The following is a 17,283-nucleotide window of genomic DNA, read 5'->3' as shown; positions in this document are numbered from 1 at the left end:
GCGTATATATGCGCTATTCAAAAATATTTTTTGTATAAATAATGTGTAATTTTTTCATAAAGTTATCAAAAAGCTGATTGTGACAGTTGGAAAAGCGATATAAACTAACAACCAGAAATATAGCTAGTAAATAGTTAGCGTCACCGATAGCGTTCGCGCAGCGTCTCGTAGAGAAGCGTTAGCGAGTCCTCTCCCTTGGCGCTAGCGCAGCGTTAGCGAGTCATCGAGCGTCACGAGCGTCACAGCCCGTCGTAGACATCGCAATTTTCCGGATTCAGAAATTCTATATAAAAGCGCCTTGTTTTGCTGATTTATGCTTGAGCTATGTTTTAGAAACAGCGATGTCTGTCTTGAAAAGTGACGCTACGCACAGTCAAAGAGGCTGCGCTAACAGATGCCTGTCTTGAAAAGTTCAGTTCGCCTTTGGCGTTGCCGCAGGCATCGGCGTTAGCCGCCGCAAGAAATGCCAATTGCAACTCAAGTCAAAGACGCGCAAGGGAGAAGTCGGAAAACCGCAAGGGCGCACTGGCTCAACTTTTCGCTGCGGCGGTCTGTGAGGCTCGTGACGCTCGATGACTCGCTAACGCTGCGCTATCGCCTTTGGCGTCTCCCCTTAGGAGAAGACTCGCTATCGGTGACACACCAATTCTACTTGGCACTACTTTATAACAATACTTTCTGTTTGGAACACGGAATTTCAAGTTTAGACCTTTGAACCTTACTCCCTGAAGATAGGAAAAAATCATGGCTAATTCATCATTTAATCTCTCTGACTTGAATGGCAGCAACGGCTTTTTAATTAACGGCTTTGATGGCGACTCAGGCTACAGGGTCAGCAATGCAGGGGACATCAACAACGATGGCATTGACGACTTGATTATAGAGGCACCTTATGCATCCCCCAGTGGTAATGATCGTGCTGGGCGAAGCTATGTGGTATTTGGAGGGGCAAATGTCGGCAGTAGCGGCATCTTCAACCTCTCTGACTTGAATGGCACTAATGGCTTTGCCATTAACGGCATTGCTGGAAATGACTACTCAGGCAGGTCGGTCAGCTATGGGGGGGACATCAACAACGATGGCGTTGACGACTTGATTATTGGGGCACCTTTTGCCTCTCGTAATAGCATCGGTCAAAATGGGGAAAGCTATGTGGTGTTTGGGGGAACGAATGTTGGCAGTAGCGGCAGCCTCAACCTTTCTAACTTGAATGGCACTAATGGCTTCACAATTACCGGTATTGGTCAAACTGACACCATAGGCTGGTCGGTCAGCAATGCGGGGGACATTAACAACGATGGTGTTGACGACTTAATTATTGGGGGATATGGAAAAAGCTATGTGGTGTTTGGGAAGACGAATGTGGGCAGTGGCGGCACTCTCAAACCCTCATCCCTGGATGGCAGTAATGGCTTCACCATCACCAGCATTGGTGACTTTGACAGCTGGTCGGTCAGCAATGCGGGGGATATTAATAGCGATGGTGTTGACGACCTGATTATTGGGGCATATCGTGCCTCCCCCAACGGCAAGGAGAATGCTGGACAAAGCTATGTGGTATTTGGAGGGACAAATGTCGGCAGTGGCGGCATCCTCAATGTCTCTTCCTTAAATGGCACTAATGGCTTTGCCATTAACGGCATTGCTGCGGGTAACGAATCAGGCTGGTCAGTCAGTAATGGGGGAGACATTAACAATGATGGTATTGATGATCTGATTATTGGCGCAGATCGTGCCCCCGCCAACGGTGTCTTTCAAGCTGGGCAAACCTATGTGGTGTTTGGGGGGACAAATGTCGGCAGTGGCGGCGCCCTCAACCTCTCTGACTTGAATGGCACTAATGGCTTTGCTATTAACGGTATTACTGAGAATAGCTTCTCAAGCTCCTCAATCAGCAATGCGGGGGACGTCAACGCTGATGGTATTGACGACCTGATTATAGGCGCACCTGATAGTGGGCAAACCTATGTGGTGTTTGGGGGGAGGAATGTGGGCAATAGTGGCAGCCTCAACCTCTCTGACTTGAATGGCACTAATGGCTTCACCATTCCTGGGGGTGGCGCGATAGGTCTTTCAGTTAGTTATGCGGGTGACATCAACAATGATGGCGTTGACGACCTGATTATAGGCGCATCTTTTGCCTCACCCAACGGCATTCCCGGCGCTGGGCAAAGCTATGTGTTGTTTGGGGGGCCAAATATCGGGGTCGGCACTCTTAACCTGACGGGAACTCCTGGTGCAGATACTCTTGTCGGTACAGCTAACAACAATATTATCGATGGGTTAGCTGGTAACGATACTCTCACAGGCAATGGCGGTAAAGATAAGTTTGTAATTCGCCGAGACGATGGTAATGACATCATCACGGATTTTGGTGGCGTAGGTAAAGGCATAAATCCATCGGCGGCTGTGATTGCTAAAGTAGACACTTTGGAATTTACAGGTTCGGGCTTAACTGCCCGAAATTTGCTATTGACTCAAAATGGCAAAAACTTGGAAGTCACGTTTGAAAATGTGGCTAATACCAAAGTCACTCTGCAAAACTTTCAGTTAGAAAACTTGGATAATCTGAAAGCTTCTGGAACAAGACCAGCGATTGGCAATATCCTGTTTGATGGGCAAACCAGCATCACCGACAACTTTAATGTCTTTGATGCCAACTCGACTGAAACTAGCTTGGGTATCAACAACACAGTCACCTTCCTCAATGACCTCGACAACAACATTACGGGTTTAGATAACTCTGCCGATGTGGTTAATGGTCAGGGGGGTAATGACAAAATCGACAGCAAGGGTGGCAACGACCTGCTGCGAGGCGGTGCTGGTAATGATACTCTGATTGGTGGTGCTGGCAATGATACCCTTGTTGGTGGTGTAGATGCTGACAGATTTTTGTACAATACTAATGCTGTCTTTGCCAGTGCTGCTGTTGGTCAGGATGCGATCGCTGATTTCAAACACTCCCAAGGTGACAAAATTATCCTGGATAAGACTACCTTTAGTGCTATTATTTCTGCTGCGGGAACGGGTTTTAGTAATGCCAGTGATTTTAAAATTACTTCTTCAGCAGCGACCAGCACGGCGAAAATTGTGTATGACGCTGTGAGTGGACAGTTATTCTACAACCAAAATGGTAGCGCGGCTGGTTTTGGCAGCGGCGGTCTATTTGCGACTCTGAGTGGTGCGCCAACTTTGATAGGTTCAGACTTTATAGTTCAAGCGTAGTTGATTAATAGAACGCATACTAATACTGCTTGGGTTAAGCTTTTTTCTCTCCCCCTACCTGCCTTAACAGATAAATTTCCTTAACCCAAGCGTATTGGAGCACATACCCCTTAAACTCAGAACTTCAAAACCTTCCTATAGCCTTTCATGAGCAAATATCTGTTCTGCCTGTAGCAGGTTTTGAATTTTTGCAACCAAATTCGCAGTCTTTTGATTTGGCACATTATTGAGAGCGATCGCTGGAATTTCATCAGCAATTTCAGTATACAATAACGCTATAACCGTCAGGCGATCATCTATATCCAAACTCGTAAATTTTTATCCGCTTTATTTGAAAAAATTGATGATCGTAAAAGTTATAAACACTTGAAAGTAATTAACTACTTAATTAACTAAAAACTCTTGAGTGAAAATTCTAATCCTGCCTTAAGCCAATGAGACTATCGCTTTTATCAAGAAAAAATAAACACGCCAGTCATCAAAATTTAGCTTGATATTAAGCGACTGGCGGATATAGCAAGTTTTAAGAGAAAGGGTATAAATGAGTATAACACCCTTACCCTTCTCTTGAGGGCGACGCTGCCTATCGCAGGCAAGAGTTGCTAACGTTATGCTAACACCAATCACCTAGTTGGGAAAACTTGCTGGAGAGTAAAGAAATTCTGATTCCTGAATCCTTCTACTACAACCAAATAAACTTCGTATAGCAGCATGTCATCCAGAGACTAAATAAGTAGCTTCAAGCAGCCGAAAAAGTTGAAAATTTCAGTTCAAAAGTGTTAAATTCCAGCACCTGCTTTTGCTTCGGCACCCATTGGCGAAACATAATCACGGAAAAGAGTAATCTGTTGCTCAAACTTTAATCCTTGAATTTTGCCAAACAACGGTTTAGCTTCTGAGGGAAGTTCATAGTCAGAAGGTATAGGAATGATAGTACCATCATCCATACCTTGAGATAATCGATACCAAAACAGTAGCTTAGTGGTATCACCCAAAGAGCCATATTCACGAGAAATTTCGCTATCGACTTTATTAATCAAATCACGCTGAACTTGTAATTGTTGTTCGTGAGATAATTCCTTAACTTGATTAAATAAACCTTCAGCTATTTCTGGGGAAACAGTACTGGCACCAGGGGCGGCTGGCGTAATTGAGCCACCCATTTCTTTATAGATAAACCAAAACAAAGCAAGCTGTTGATCCACACTTAGGTTTTGCCAAGCTTGAACATGTTCACGAATAGTTGGATCGTTAGTTTGCGTAGATGTCATTATTAACTCCAATTCCGATTTTTCAGTGTCATGAACAACGTTATCAAATTTACATTTGGAGTTCTACCCTACTGAAGACAGATGTTTTGGAATCATAAAGAAGAACAATTAGAAATAGAATAAAAATCGGGCAGAGTCTAGTCCTGCATTAAAAGCATTACAGTTGGATAAGCACCCGAAATCAAAAGCCAAAATAATGCTTGGAAAGGGTAAGGTAAAGGAGTTGGGAATTGAAAGTTTGCTACAAGATTCAGAGATTTTCAGGATGTATTTCTGTGGATAGATGTTAGCTTTATTGTGACAGTGCTTAAAGGATGTTTGAAAGGTATCAAATAGTCGCTCCCCCCAACCCACGCCACTTGAGGGCAGTTGCTACAACGGGGGAAAATATGCAACGCACTACCTGCATCACTTGCTGAAAAGTCAGAGTAGAGGTTTCCTTCGCTGTGAACTTCTCCTTCCCTTCTCTACCTTGGGCTATGCCAACGGGACGCGCAAGGAACGGGGGAGACGCCAAGACCCTTCGGGTGGTGCCGACGCTCGATAGGATTCGCAAAGCGTCTGGTAGAGAAGCGAAGCATTTTTGTTCAATTCTGATTCCTGAACATTTTCTTTTTAACAGATATTTGTGCAAACAAAGTTAATTACATCTGCAAGTCCTGAGTGAGTTTTCAAATTAGTAAAAATAAAAGGTTTATCGCCGCGCATTTTTTTAGCATCTCGTTCCATCACACTTAAATCTGCACCGACATAGGGTGCAAGATCAGTTTTGTTAATCACCAACAAATCAGACTTAGTAATGCCGGGGCCACCCTTGCGGGGAATTTTATCGCCAGCTGCAACATCAATGACATAAATCGTTAAATCCACCAATTCTGGACTAAAAGTAGCAGCCAAATTATCGCCGCCACTTTCCAAAAATACCAAATTTAAATCGATAAAACGTTCCTCTAACTGTTCAATTGCCGCCAAATTCATCGAAGCATCTTCGCGGATAGCAGTGTGAGGACAACCACCAGTTTCTACACCCAAAATGCGATCGCTTGCCAACGCTTGAGAACGCACTAAAAACTGAGCATCCTCCTGAGTATAAATATCATTCGTCACCACCGCAATCTGATACTGCTGACGCAATCCCTTGCACAAAGCATCTACCAAAGCCGTCTTCCCTGAACCCACAGGGCCAGCAACTCCCACTCGAAATGCATTCATAAGTCATTAGTTATAAGTCATTAGTCATTAGTCATTAATTATTATCCTGTTTTCTTTGCCCTCATGCCCAATGTCCAATGACCAATGACCAATAGACATCTCCAGAAATTAAATATGCGTTATCCAGAACCCTTGTAGAGACGCGAAATTTCGCGTCTCTACATTCTTTTTCGGAGATGTCTAATGACTAACTTCTAAACAACCTTGTATACTGCGTTTCATGCTGCATACTCGCCAGCGATAAACCCCAACTACAACAGACGAGTTGATCATCCTCTAACGCTAGAATTTCTAACGCCGCAACGCTAAATAATGGTTGCAAATCTAGCAATAACTGCTGTCCTGCTGTTTGTCCAAGGGGGATTAGTTTCACGCCAGCAGTAATCAAATTAGTTGCCCAACTATGCAGATATCCGAGTAATGCGGCTTTGATACTGATTTGCCAATGAGCAATGGCAATGCCAAAAGCGATCGCATAATTGCAAGGATTACCTACAGCATTGGCAATAGGTATAATCTGCGGTTCTAGTTTAGCAAGTAATTGCATGAGCGATCGCCCCATCTGCCAACTAGAGGCGCGTAACTCTTCTGTTTCCCTAGCAGCGGATAACCACAGATTCCAACGGCATAGTGACTCAACATCAGCTATTTTTGCAGCTTGCTCAGATCGTACCATCACCGCCGCCTCTAACCGAATTGCCCCATAGAGCAACTCCGCTTTTAACCAATCTTTGAGATCTGTGTCGTTAGCGATCATACCATTTTCCACCAGTATTTCCAAGCCTTCAGAATAACTATATGCTCCCACAGGCAAAGCGGGGCTAGCCAGCTGCAAAATACTCAAAAGATGGCTATCAGTGAGCATGATGGTGTTGTCCATAAGCTCCCAATTCTGGCTGAAACGGTAAAATTTCCTCTTTAACTTCTAATCCCAGTTGTTCCAACATCGTGTGTAAAACAGAATCTGAAGACAAGCGTAAATAAGTCGGAGTAATTTCTACAGGTACATGGCGATTTCCCAGATGGTATGCCGCCCTTAGTAATAAAAGTGGTGTTTGGCCAAAGGCAGTCAGCACGAGTTCTGGTTTGGCAATAATTCTGATTAAACTGCTATGGGTTTCTTCTTGCAGAATATCGCCATCGTGTAAGACAGTTCCTCTGGGTAAATGCAAAAACACAACTTTAGCATCTTCCGTTTGAAAGCGATGACGACTGCGGGTACGTTCTTCTGCTGTCAGCGCCAGAGTGAAAGTGACTGCGACATCAGGGTTAGGTAGTTTAAGTTGGTTAAATGTCAGCATACAGAGTTTCGCCTGAACTTACGCTTTTGATTTTGGTTCTAATTTAACTAATATTGTGGCTCCAGGGGTGATTTTTTCGCAAGCAGATAACGTTATACCGGATGTAGTTTGGAGTAAGTCGAGAACGACTAGCGCAAATTGAAGATGAAGCGGGACATTTGACAGGCGCACCAGAGTTAGTAGTAGAGGTTTTATCCCCTGGTAAACAAAATGAATTTCGAGACAAAGAAGCAAAACTGAAACTTTATTCAGTTCAAGGTGTGTGTGAGTATTGGATTGTTGATCGCTTCACTCAAAAAGTCGAAGTTTATCGGCGAGAAAAAGCCCAATTGGTTTTAGTTGCTACTTTGTTAGGCGATGATCAAATAACATCGCCACTTTTACCCAGATTTTGTTGTTCTATCCATTGTTTTTTTCCTGAATAATAGCAAATTCGAGAAGACTTATGGAAACCTAATCGCTAGATATAGATGCTTATAAAGATTGGCAAACTTTTGTCGCATCTGTTGAAAAATCCTCAGAGATTTTGGTAATAGCTATGTAATTAATTTCTTTAGCTACTTACAAAGGTGAAATACTCAGAAATTACTTGTTTTCTTCGTTTACTTGCTTCTTGTCTTCCTGGTTCGTTAAAAAAATATTTTGTAACAAAAAAGTTTAATTAGTAACTTCATCCTGTAGATGGGCTACTAATTGGTAAGGTAAACCAAAATGTTGTCCCTGCATCCAATTCACTGTTTACACCAATTTCGCCGCCGTGAGCATTGATGATTTGCTTACACAAATACAAGCCCAATCCCAAACTTACAGAATTGCGGATACTTGCACCCCGAAAATAAAGGTCAAAAAGCCGATCGCTTTGTTGTTGACTAATTCCCACGCCATTGTCACTAACAGTACAATAAATTTTGTCATCCTTACGGGTAGCGTTGATTGTCAAAAGCAACTCAGGGGGATTATGTTTCAGGGCATTAACAATTAAGTTAGAAAAAACTCGCCATAGTTGCGTGGGATCAGCATTCACTAATGGCAAATCTGCGGACACCAGATTCGTCAGCTTGGCTTGATTTTGCTCTAACAATGGCTCTAAATCTCCGATCGCAGCTTCGATAACTGTCAGTAATCGTACGGCTTTACGTTGCAAAACGACACCTTGTACTTCGCCCAGATGAGCTTCCATCAACGAATTAATCAAATTAAGTTGGCGATCGCTACTTTGAATCATCCGCTCTAAAATTGAGCGGGAAATCGAAATATTTTCCTCTGGACGTGCAAGCAAATTTTTCAGCACCATTAAAGTACCCAGCACTGGGTTGCGTAAGTCGTGGGAAACTGCATGGAAAAATACTCGTAGTTCTTCTTCAGTTTGTTTGCGCTGGGTAATGTCTTCAATCAAACCTTCGTAGTAAAGGAGTTTTCCGTGTTCGTCAAGCACTGCGTAGGCTTTTTCCGAAATCCAGACAATACTCCCGTCTTGGCGATAAATTTGGGACTCAAACTCAGAAACACTGCCATACTTTTCCATCAGGCGCACAAATTCTGCCCGGCGGTTCGGATCAATATACAGTTGATGTTCTATATCAGTGAAATTTGCTGTCACCTCCTCCGCTAAAGAGTAGCCATAAATGCGTGCTAAAGCAGGATTTGCTGTAATATAACGTCCATCAGGACTGCTTTGAAAAATCCCTTCAACAGCGTTTTCAAAAATGCTGCGATATTTAGCTTCTGCAACCTTGAGTTTTTGGTAAGCAGATTCCAGTTCTTGACGGGCGTAAAACTCAGAACGTTGCAGGCGATCGTACAGATAAACACCGATATCACATATAATACAAAACCAAAAAATGTATAAAATGAACGTTACATTATATATTTCTGGGTGTTCGGGGATTAGTGTTTTTAGCCCAAGTGCCGTATTCACACCAAAATAGTAAACCAGCACACTCACTTGAGTCAGCAAGTGAATAATCCAGCAGACAGGCATCAACACAGCTTGGCTCAAGAACAGCAGTGACCAGCCGATGGTATCGGGTAGTGCGAAACCTCTAAGAGTTGCAAACAACTGCGATGCTAAACTAATTGACCAAGAAGACCCCAAAAATAATAAATCTGGACGATGACGACCTAATTTAGTTTTATGTAAAGCAAAGCAGATTAGTATACTCAGGAGCATTGCAATATTGATTACAAGGCGTTGAGTTCTAAGTACTTCTGGCAGCTTCTCCAACTCTTGAAAAGGGAAAAACAAGCCGTAAATGTCTCGCAAAGTAAAAGACAACAGACAGATCAGCGCCAGCCATAACCATAAACGTAATCTCTGCCACAAAAAACCGTTACGCCAAGTTCTGTAAAAAGTAGTGGTTTCATCTCTTGTTGGTACAGAAAAGATTTTTCTCCACCAGCTTTGCACTGTTGTAAATGGAGTAGCCATTAGCATCCGAGCAACTTTGCCCATACTTTGAGGGTGTTTCCCTTACTCAACATTGCCATAAATAACACCCTCGCATTTTTTGGTGATTTATGGGCGATTTGTTGTGGATGAAGTTGTCAAAGGTAATGTAAACCAGAAAGTTAACCCGCGCTTGCGGTTACTAATAACACCGATTTCGCCGCCATGTGCCTTAATAACTTTCCGACAAAGATACATTTTTAAGCCAATGCTTGTGGAACAACAGTCTTGGGGATCACGGACATGCAGATCGAAGAGGCGATCGCACTCTAGTTTACTCATTCCCACACCGTTATCTTGAATCTGAGTACGAATCATTCCTGCCTCAACGGTGGCACTCAGAAGAAAATTTAATCCTGGTGGATTATTTTGCAAGCTATGTGTTACCAAATTTGCCAAAACTTTTTGCAACCGAGTCGCATCTGCCATTACTAATGGTAAATCGGCGGGAACCAAATTCTTCAGAGTCGCTTGATTTTGTGTCAGGATGGATTCAAACTGGGCGAACATTCCTCCCAGTAAGGTGCTAAATTGCACAAGTTCAGGCTTGATGTTAATACCCTGTTGTTCACAAGAATTAATTTCTAGCAATGAGTTGATCATCGTCAATTGGTGATCGTTGCCTTGAATCATCCGCTCGATTATTGAGCGAGATACTGGAATTGGGGATTGGGCATTGGGCATTGGGCATGGGGCATGGGGCATTGGGGATTGGGCATTGGGAGGAGACAAAGGAGAGACTTCTTCAATAATTCTTCGTTGTCCCCCTTCTCCCCCTTGTCCCCTTGTCCCCTTGTCCCACTCCCCACTCCCCACTTCCTGATTTAACAAATTCTTTAACACCATCAAGTTACCCATCACCGAAGTTCGTAAATCGTGGGCAACCGTATGCAAAACAACATCTTTTACACGATGCAATTTTTCAACTTCTTGCATTTTCTGCTGCAACTGTGCTGTCCGTTCTTCTACTTGGTGTTCTAAATTAGTGTTAAGTTCTGCTAGTTTTTGGCATATCTGGCTTTGCTGAATGGCGATCGCTACCTGTTCTGACATCTGCTGTAACAAATCAATTTCTATTGGCTGCCAATGACGCGAACCTGAGCATTGATTGGCAATTAACGCCCCAAATAATTCGTTGTTTAGCATAATTGGTACAGCCAAAGTCGCCTTCGTTTTGAATTTTCGATAGTGTGCTTTTACTTTGGGAGATACTGTTATTTGCGTTATGTCTTCAATGACACGCACAAGATTATCTTTTAATAAATTTCTTAATTCTTGTAGATAAGCTTCATCATTAGTAGACCAACCTAAGACTGATGGATACTTGGGATCTACTGATTCGGCAAGAGTTTTGACTCCTAAATTGGCATTATTTAAACCAATGAAAACTCGATCTGCTTGCAGAAAATGCCTGACTTCCGTTACGGTGGTTTGAAGAATTTGCTCTAAGTTGAGCGAAGATCGAATTCGGACTAGGGTTTCTGCCAACAAGCGATCGCGTTGGGCACAAAGGCGTAATTGCGCTTCCACCTGCTTGCGTTCTGTAATGTCGTGATGCACTGCTAGGATGCTCTTGTTACCATCCAAATCAATGACTTCGGCTGAAAGCAGTGCTGTAATTATCTCGCCAGACTTTGGCCGAAATTCAAATTCCAAGTTGCGAACAACTCCTTTGGCTTGCAACTCCTGTAACAAATTTAGGCGATCGCGCTCGTGTACCCAAACATTTAATTCAAAAGAAGTTTTACCAATCACCTGATCTCTTTCATAACCTGAGAGTTTCACAAAACTGTCGTTAACTTCAATAAAGCGTCCTTCTTGCAGCGTACTAATAGTAATTGAATCCGGACTGCAACTAAAAGCTTTAGCAAATTTTTGGGCAAGATTTTGTAAGGCGACTTCTGCTTGTTTGCGTTCTGTGATATCTCGCACAATTGCTAGGATCTCATCTTGACCACTCACTACCAACCGCGCCTCATAATCTCTTACTCCCAAAGGCGTTGGTAGTTGATATTCGCAAGTTTGCAAAGTTCCAGAATCTAAAGTTTTAGCGATCGCTTCCAGGCTAATCGTTGCAACATCACTAGGCAATAACTCCTGTACATGTTTCCCAACTATTTCTTCTCTGGTAAGAGTGATATTTGCTCCCTCACTTTTCAAATCTAGATACTCGCCATCGCGGCTAATGCGAAACATCAAATCGGGGATAGCATCCAAAATTGCTTTATACCGCGCCTCACTCTCTTGCAATTTTTCTTCGACTAGTTTTCGGTCTGTAATATCCATGACCAAACCATTCCAAAGAAAATCGCCTGCTTCTTGTAGTTCGGGTTGCGAAGTACCTTGAATCCACTTAATACCACTAGGCGTGATGATGCGACCTTCCCAATGCCAAGGTGTAATAGTGGTACTACAAACAGCAATAGATTCTCTAAAAGCTTTTATATCCTGTGGATGAATCAGTCTGTATAGCACCTGAAAGTCTGCCTTTACAGCTTCTGGTTCTAATTCATACAAATATTCACAACCAGAACTGACATAAAGGACAGAAATAGAACTATCCTGCTTTTGCAGAACTTGGAAAATTATTCCTGGTAAATTGACAGGAATTTTTGATAGCAGGTTTATAGCATCTTGCTGACAATTTGGTGTATACAGCGATTTTACAACGGTTTCATCCACTCTTTGACCCTTTGATAGATAAACTATTGATATACAATTAAAAGTCAGAATAACCAATTTAACAGTTTTGATTCTATGGGCATAATCGCTAACAGAATCAAAACAGTACCTTCTTTCAGAGTAGTTCCTGATGAGGCGATCGCATTCCCCCAATCGGGTGAACCATTTGCCAGAGGGCGAATCAGGTAACAAAAAAGTTAGTTGTAAAGAGTGATCAACAACACTTTTTCAGATTTGATCGCAATAATCAGATAGAAAGTAGTTTATCAATACATTTATTCTAGTTTTATCTAAAGAATAAACAGAGTTACCAAGATACAAGATGCATTTCAGAGTGGATACTTTGCTATACATCCAAGGAGGTATAAATGCAACTACAACAGACATCAGTTTTGTCAGAAACTCTTTGGGAAGCAGTTCTCAATCGAGATGCCACAATTGACGGCAAGCTTTTCTACGGTGTTCGCTCTACAGGCGTTTATTGCCGACCTATTTGCCCTAGCCGCAGACCGAATCGCAATCAAGTTTGTTTCTTCGACTCAGCAAAAGAAGCTGAAAGTGCAGGTTTTCGACCTTGTAAGCGGTGTCAGCCACAATCTCAAACAGTTTCAAATCCGGCCAAAGCGAAAGTCTTAACAGCATGTCGATACATTGAAGCACAAGTCGATCGCATCCCAACCCTCTCGGAATTATCCTCTCAGGTGGGAATGAGTCCCAGTTATCTGCAAAAGGTATTCAAGCAAATAATTGGCGTATCCCCTTTTCAATATGCAGATGCGCTGCGTAGCCAACGATTGAAGCAGCGTCTCCAAGAAGGCGAGGAAATTGCTCATGCAGTTTACGACACGGGGTATGGTTCAAGTAGTCAACTGTATGAGAAAGCACCTAACCAACTGGGAATGACACCAAAGACTTACCAACAAGCTGGAAAGACAATCAGCATTGTCTATGCGATCGCTCCATGTCCACTAGGATATTTGCTTGTGGCAACAACAGAGAAGGGTATCTGCGCCGTTAAACTAGGTGATGAAGCAGATAAACTTGAACACATTTTGAACCAGGAATTTAACCAAGCCGACATCGTGCGTGATCACCAGACACACAAGGAATGGATACAGGCAATCCTCGACTTTATTGCGGGAGATGAAACACATCTTGATTTACCACTTGATGTCCGTGGCACAGCATTTCAAAAACAGGTTTGGCAAGCATTACAAAAAATTCCCTATGGCGAAACCCGCACCTATGCCGATATCGCCCGTGATCTTGCCAAGCCGCACGCAGTCCGCGCGGTGGGAAATGCTTGTGGAGCTAATCCGATAGCGCTGATTGTACCGTGTCACCGGGTGCTACGGAGTGATGGCAGTCTTGGTGGTTATCACTGGGGGATTGAGCGCAAACAAAAACTGCTTATACAAGAATCGAAATTGATCAAAGATGACTCAAATACCTGAACTAGAATCGCTGACTGAAGAAAGTTTGACCCGTGGTTTAATGGTGCTTGCCAATCTTGACAGCGATTTGGCTGGGATTTTAGAAAGACTGGGGCCTCCACCTATGTGGCAAAGAGAAGCAGGTTTCGCAACCTTGTTGTGCATAATTCTGGAACAGCAAGTTTCCGTAGCGGCTGCAAGAGCTGTATTTAACCGACTATGTGGGGTTGTTGTACCGCTGACGCCAGAAAATTTTCTGACATTGGATGATGCTCAATTGAGAGGGATTGGATTCAGTCGGCAAAAGATTCTATACTGTCGTGGGTTGGCAGATGCAATCACAAGTGGTCAGCTTGACCTAAACAAGCTGGAAAAAATGGATGAAACTGCGATCAGAACTGAGCTAAAGTGTCTCAAAGGGATAGGAGACTGGACAGTTGATATTTACTTGCTAATGGCGCTGCAACGTCCTGATGTCTTTCCTAAAGGCGATTTAGCGATCGCGATCGCTCTACAAAAACTCAAAGGATTGGCGACGCGTCCAACACCAGTTAAACTAGAAGCAATGACACAGCACTGGCGACCGTGGCGAGCAGTTGCTGCAAGACTTTTATGGCACTACTACTTGAATAATGCCAATTCTCCCTAAACTTGCACTTAATGCAATACAGTTTAGTTAAGCATTTCTTTCTTCTCTGTGCGTTGTGGTGCGTCTTCTCTGCGAGACGCTAACCATGAATAGATTTAGACAAGACGCCACATGCTTAAAGTCGGCAGAGCCGTCCAAAACAGTGGCTCCCCAACTTGTACGAATTACTACATAAATGATTTTTTTCGAGGTAAATTGTGTTTCTACCCATGCGGTAATAATCGGAAACCAATTTTTTTCAATTGTTAGGTTTAGTAATGAAATTAGGACTTACGCACTATACAAATTAACCATAATGTGTTTAATGGAAAATGCCCGTTTCAAGCGCTGCTCACAACGCTGAATTTCAATATCAGCCTTTCGGCATACACAAGGTTATGGCTTTAGTAAAATTTGGCAGAGACTGGCATCTGTTAATTGAGAAAAAATTCATACCTAAGAATAAAAAAGGAGTCGATTATCATTTATTTAGATAGATGAATAACCGGGCAAAAAAAGCAAATATTAAAAATACTTTATAAGAGGAATCAAACTTGTTATTCCAATATTCGCAAAGTTGAGTTAATTATTATTTATGTCAAGCAATATGCAAGTAGAAAATAACGGTGCTAGTAACGACGTAAGTCATATTGTGTCGCCAAAGCTGAGTGAAGCAAAGCTATCGGAACCAGCCAAATTCCAATCATTAAAGACATCATCACTGAATTTATCCTCACTCAATAAAACTTCCCGAACAAAAAAATTTACAGATACACCTGATTTAGTTTGCCTATCTCATTTGCGTTGGAATTTCGTTTATCAAAGACCACAACATCTTCTAAGCCGCTGCGCTCAAGGAAAGCGGGTGTTCTTTATCGAGGAGCCAATTTTTAGGCAGGAAACATTGGGGCGATTGAATGTCAGCCAAGATGATAGTGGAGTTGTTGTTGTTGTACCACACTTACCAGAAGGTCTGAGCGAGGAAGCAATAAACGCAGATTTACAAGTGTTGATTAATGGTTTGTTTATAGAGCATAACATCAACAAGTACATTTGTTGGTATTACACTCCAATGGCGATCGCTTGGACATGTCATTTACAACCCCAAGCAGTTATATATGATTGCATGGATGAATTGTCTGCCTTTAAGGGAGCATCACCGACTTTAAAAAACTACGAAGCAGAACTGTTTCGTCGTGCAGACTTAGTGTTTACAGGGGGACAAAGCCTTTACGAAAGCAAGGTGAATCAGCACCCAAACATTTATGCATTTCCTAGTAGTGTAGATGTAGCCCACTTTGGACAAGGAAGAACCTTTGAAGAAGAACCAGCCGACCAAGCAAATATTCCTCATCCCCGTCTTGGATTCTTTGGTGTGATTGACGAGCGGATGGATATTGAACTCCTGGCTGGAATTGCCGAGACTCGCCCTGATTGGCATTTAATAATAATTGGGCCAGTTGTGAAAATTGACCCAGCAATTTTGCCACAGCATGAAAATATTCATTACCTCGGTAGTAAAGACTATAAAGAGTTACCTGCATATCTAGCGGGTTGGAATTTAGCAATGTTGCCGTTTGCGCGAAACGAATCAACACGCTTTATTAGTCCAACTAAGACTCCAGAGTATCTTGCCGCAGGTAAACCAGTAGTATCTACCTCAATTCAAGACGTAGTACGCCCCTATGGAGATTTGAAGTTAGTACGAATTGCAGACACTCCTGAAGAGTTCGTCACCGCCGCAGAACAAGCAATGCAAGAAGATACCCCAGTATCAGGATGGTTGAATCGGGTAGATGCCTTTTTAGAGCAAATTTCTTGGGATCGGACTTGGGGATCAATGATGCAGTTGATAGAGTCTGCGTTGGCGCAGCCGCTCTTTAAGAGCTTCGCTAGCACACAAGATGCCACAGTTAATGGTACAAATGGCAAATCTCATATCTCAACAAATATCCCAGAAGCACCAAGCATCATTACCAGAGAGTTTTTATTTGATTACTTAGTTGTCGGTGCGGGGTTCTCTGGTAGCGTTCTAGCTGAACGTTTGGCGAGAAACTCTAGTAAAAAAGTATTGGTTGTGGATAAGCGCAACCACATCGGTGGTAATGCTTACGACCATTACAATAACCACGGTATTCTCGTACATAAATACGGCCCCCATATCTTTCATACCAACTCACGCGAAGTTTTTGAATACCTCTCACAGTTTACTCCCTGGCGTGCTTACGAGCATCATGTTCTAGCCAGCGTAGATGGGCAACTCGTTCCCATCCCCATTAACCTTGACACCATCAACAAACTCTATGGAATGAACCTCAATTCATTTCAGGCGGAAGAGTTTTTTCAGTCGGTTGCAGAACCGAGAGAAGACATCCGAACCTCTGAAGATGTAGTCATCAGTAAAGTCGGTCAGGTACTTTACGAAAAGTTCTTCCGAAATTACACCCGTAAACAATGGGGACTCGATCCATCGGAACTTGACAAAACAGTAATTGCCCGAATTCCCACCCGTACTAACCGCGACAGTCGATATTTCACGGATAGTTACCAAGCAATGCCACTGCACGGCTTTACCCGGATGTTCGAGAATATGCTAAATCATCCGAATATCAAGCTAATGCTCAACACTGATTACCGTGAAATCCAGAAAGGAATACCTTGCCGCGAAATCGTTTACACTGGCCCTGTTGATGAATTTTTTGATTATCGCTACGGTAAACTACCCTATCGCTCACTAGATTTTAAACACGAAACGCATCACACCCCTGTGTTTCAGTCAGCGCCAGTGATTAACTATCCCAACGAACAACTCTATACCCGTGTCACCGAATTTAAGTATCTGACTGGACAGGAACACTCCAAAACTAGTATTGTTTACGAGTTTCCCAAAGCAGAGGGCGACCCTTATTATCCCGTGCCACGTCCTGAAAATCAGGAAATTTACAAACAATACAAAGCGCTGGCTGAGGTAAAGCCAGGGATACATTTTGTGGGACGGCTAGCTACATACAAGTATCTCAACATGGATCATTGTGTAGCGCAGGCTTTGGCAACATACAAACAAATAGCGCTTAAGGCTTGAGTT

13 protein-coding genes and 1 pseudogene are annotated in these 17,283 nt (G+C 42.8%); 6 read left to right on the top strand and 8 right to left on the bottom strand.

Going from position 1 to position 17,283, the window contains the following annotated elements; genetic code table 11:
• Positions 1-357 precede the first annotated feature (357 nt).
• Both V7K85_RS21095 and V7K85_RS21090 read left to right on the top strand, forming a co-directional pair.
• Positions 358-576: a hypothetical protein gene (locus V7K85_RS21095; protein ID WP_334816210.1), complete on the top strand. Its 219-nt coding sequence runs from the start codon at positions 358-360 to the stop codon at positions 574-576.
• A gap of 168 nt (positions 577-744) precedes the next feature.
• A complete protein-coding gene (locus V7K85_RS21090; RefSeq protein WP_334816208.1) occupies positions 745-3,225 on the top strand; it encodes a beta strand repeat-containing protein in 2,481 nt (826 codons plus the stop codon).
• 135 nt (positions 3,226-3,360) lie between these two features.
• Here V7K85_RS21090 and V7K85_RS21085 read toward each other — a convergent pair whose 3' ends face one another.
• From V7K85_RS21085 to ureE, 6 genes are all read right to left on the bottom strand, one after another.
• Entirely contained in the window at positions 3,361-3,531 is a 171-nt protein-coding gene (locus tag V7K85_RS21085; RefSeq protein WP_334816206.1) for a hypothetical protein, read from the bottom strand.
• Between the two features lie 473 nt (positions 3,532-4,004).
• Positions 4,005-4,496 (bottom strand): orange carotenoid protein N-terminal domain-containing protein, encoded by a 492-nt coding sequence (locus V7K85_RS21080; protein ID WP_334816204.1) that lies wholly within the window; start codon positions 4,494-4,496, stop codon positions 4,005-4,007.
• 328 nt (positions 4,497-4,824) lie between these two features.
• Positions 4,825-5,013, bottom strand: a complete 189-nt coding sequence (locus V7K85_RS21075) for a hypothetical protein (RefSeq protein ID WP_334816202.1) — start codon at positions 5,011-5,013, stop codon at positions 4,825-4,827.
• 98 nt (positions 5,014-5,111) lie between these two features.
• Positions 5,112-5,708 (bottom strand): urease accessory protein UreG, encoded by a 597-nt coding sequence (gene ureG / locus V7K85_RS21070; protein WP_334816200.1) that lies wholly within the window; start codon positions 5,706-5,708, stop codon positions 5,112-5,114.
• Between the two features lie 187 nt (positions 5,709-5,895).
• Positions 5,896-6,588, bottom strand: a complete 693-nt coding sequence (locus V7K85_RS21065) for an urease accessory protein UreF (RefSeq protein ID WP_334816198.1) — start codon at positions 6,586-6,588, stop codon at positions 5,896-5,898.
• Positions 6,563-7,009 carry an urease accessory protein UreE gene (gene ureE, locus V7K85_RS21060; RefSeq protein WP_334816196.1) on the bottom strand — a complete coding sequence of 149 codons (447 nt, stop codon included), beginning with the start codon at positions 7,007-7,009 and terminating at the stop codon, positions 6,563-6,565. Before ureE ends, V7K85_RS21065 begins: the two co-directional genes overlap by 26 nt.
• A gap of 55 nt (positions 7,010-7,064) precedes the next feature.
• Here ureE and V7K85_RS21055 point away from each other — a divergent pair.
• Positions 7,065-7,434 (top strand): annotated as a pseudogene (locus V7K85_RS21055) (Uma2 family endonuclease); the annotation flags it as partial.
• Positions 7,435-7,679: 245 nt separating this feature from the next.
• Here the strand turns inward: V7K85_RS21055 and V7K85_RS21050 are convergent.
• Complete coding sequence (locus V7K85_RS21050; RefSeq protein ID WP_334816194.1) at positions 7,680-9,461, bottom strand: PAS domain-containing sensor histidine kinase; 1,782 nt, start codon at positions 9,459-9,461, stop codon at positions 7,680-7,682.
• Between the two features lie 63 nt (positions 9,462-9,524).
• Complete coding sequence (locus V7K85_RS21045) at positions 9,525-12,137, bottom strand: sensor histidine kinase (protein WP_334816192.1); 2,613 nt, start codon at positions 12,135-12,137, stop codon at positions 9,525-9,527.
• Positions 12,138-12,505: 368 nt separating this feature from the next.
• On the opposite strand from V7K85_RS21045, the gene ada reads away from it, so the two are divergent.
• The 3 genes from ada (at position 12,506) to glf (ending at position 17,280) form a co-directional block, all read left to right on the top strand.
• On the top strand, positions 12,506-13,591 hold the full coding sequence (ada, locus tag V7K85_RS21040) for a bifunctional DNA-binding transcriptional regulator/O6-methylguanine-DNA methyltransferase Ada (RefSeq protein ID WP_334816190.1): 1,086 nt from the start codon (positions 12,506-12,508) through the stop codon (positions 13,589-13,591).
• Positions 13,575-14,219: a DNA-3-methyladenine glycosylase family protein gene (locus V7K85_RS21035; RefSeq protein ID WP_334816188.1), complete on the top strand. Its 645-nt coding sequence runs from the start codon at positions 13,575-13,577 to the stop codon at positions 14,217-14,219. The genes ada and V7K85_RS21035 overlap by 17 nt, the downstream gene beginning before the upstream one ends.
• 574 nt (positions 14,220-14,793) lie before the next feature.
• Positions 14,794-17,280, top strand: a complete 2,487-nt coding sequence (glf, locus tag V7K85_RS21030) for a UDP-galactopyranose mutase (RefSeq protein WP_334816186.1) — start codon at positions 14,794-14,796, stop codon at positions 17,278-17,280.
• Positions 17,281-17,283: the final 3 nt, after the last annotated feature.

Origin of the sequence: Nostoc sp. (assembly GCF_036917615.1) — a bacterium.
In the GTDB taxonomy this organism is placed as follows: domain Bacteria; phylum Cyanobacteriota; class Cyanobacteriia; order Cyanobacteriales; family Nostocaceae; genus Nostoc.
This window is presented reverse-complemented; position numbering and strand designations above follow the sequence as displayed.

Excerpts from the sequence above, each read along its gene's own strand:
- V7K85_RS21090 (WP_334816208.1), top strand. The coding sequence starts at position 745 with ATGGCTAATTCATCATTTAATCTCTCTGACTTGAATGGCAGCAACGGC.
- V7K85_RS21080 (WP_334816204.1), bottom strand. The coding sequence starts at position 4,496 with ATGACATCTACGCAAACTAACGATCCAACTATTCGTGAACATGTTCAA.
- ureG (WP_334816200.1), bottom strand. The coding sequence starts at position 5,708 with ATGAATGCATTTCGAGTGGGAGTTGCTGGCCCTGTGGGTTCAGGGAAG.
- V7K85_RS21065 (WP_334816198.1), bottom strand. The coding sequence starts at position 6,588 with ATGGACAACACCATCATGCTCACTGATAGCCATCTTTTGAGTATTTTG.
- ureE (WP_334816196.1), bottom strand. The coding sequence starts at position 7,009 with ATGCTGACATTTAACCAACTTAAACTACCTAACCCTGATGTCGCAGTC.
- V7K85_RS21050 (WP_334816194.1), bottom strand. The coding sequence starts at position 9,461 with ATGGGCAAAGTTGCTCGGATGCTAATGGCTACTCCATTTACAACAGTG.
- ada (WP_334816190.1), top strand. The coding sequence starts at position 12,506 with ATGCAACTACAACAGACATCAGTTTTGTCAGAAACTCTTTGGGAAGCA.
- V7K85_RS21035 (WP_334816188.1), top strand. The coding sequence starts at position 13,575 with ATGACTCAAATACCTGAACTAGAATCGCTGACTGAAGAAAGTTTGACC.
- glf (WP_334816186.1), top strand. The coding sequence starts at position 14,794 with ATGTCAAGCAATATGCAAGTAGAAAATAACGGTGCTAGTAACGACGTA.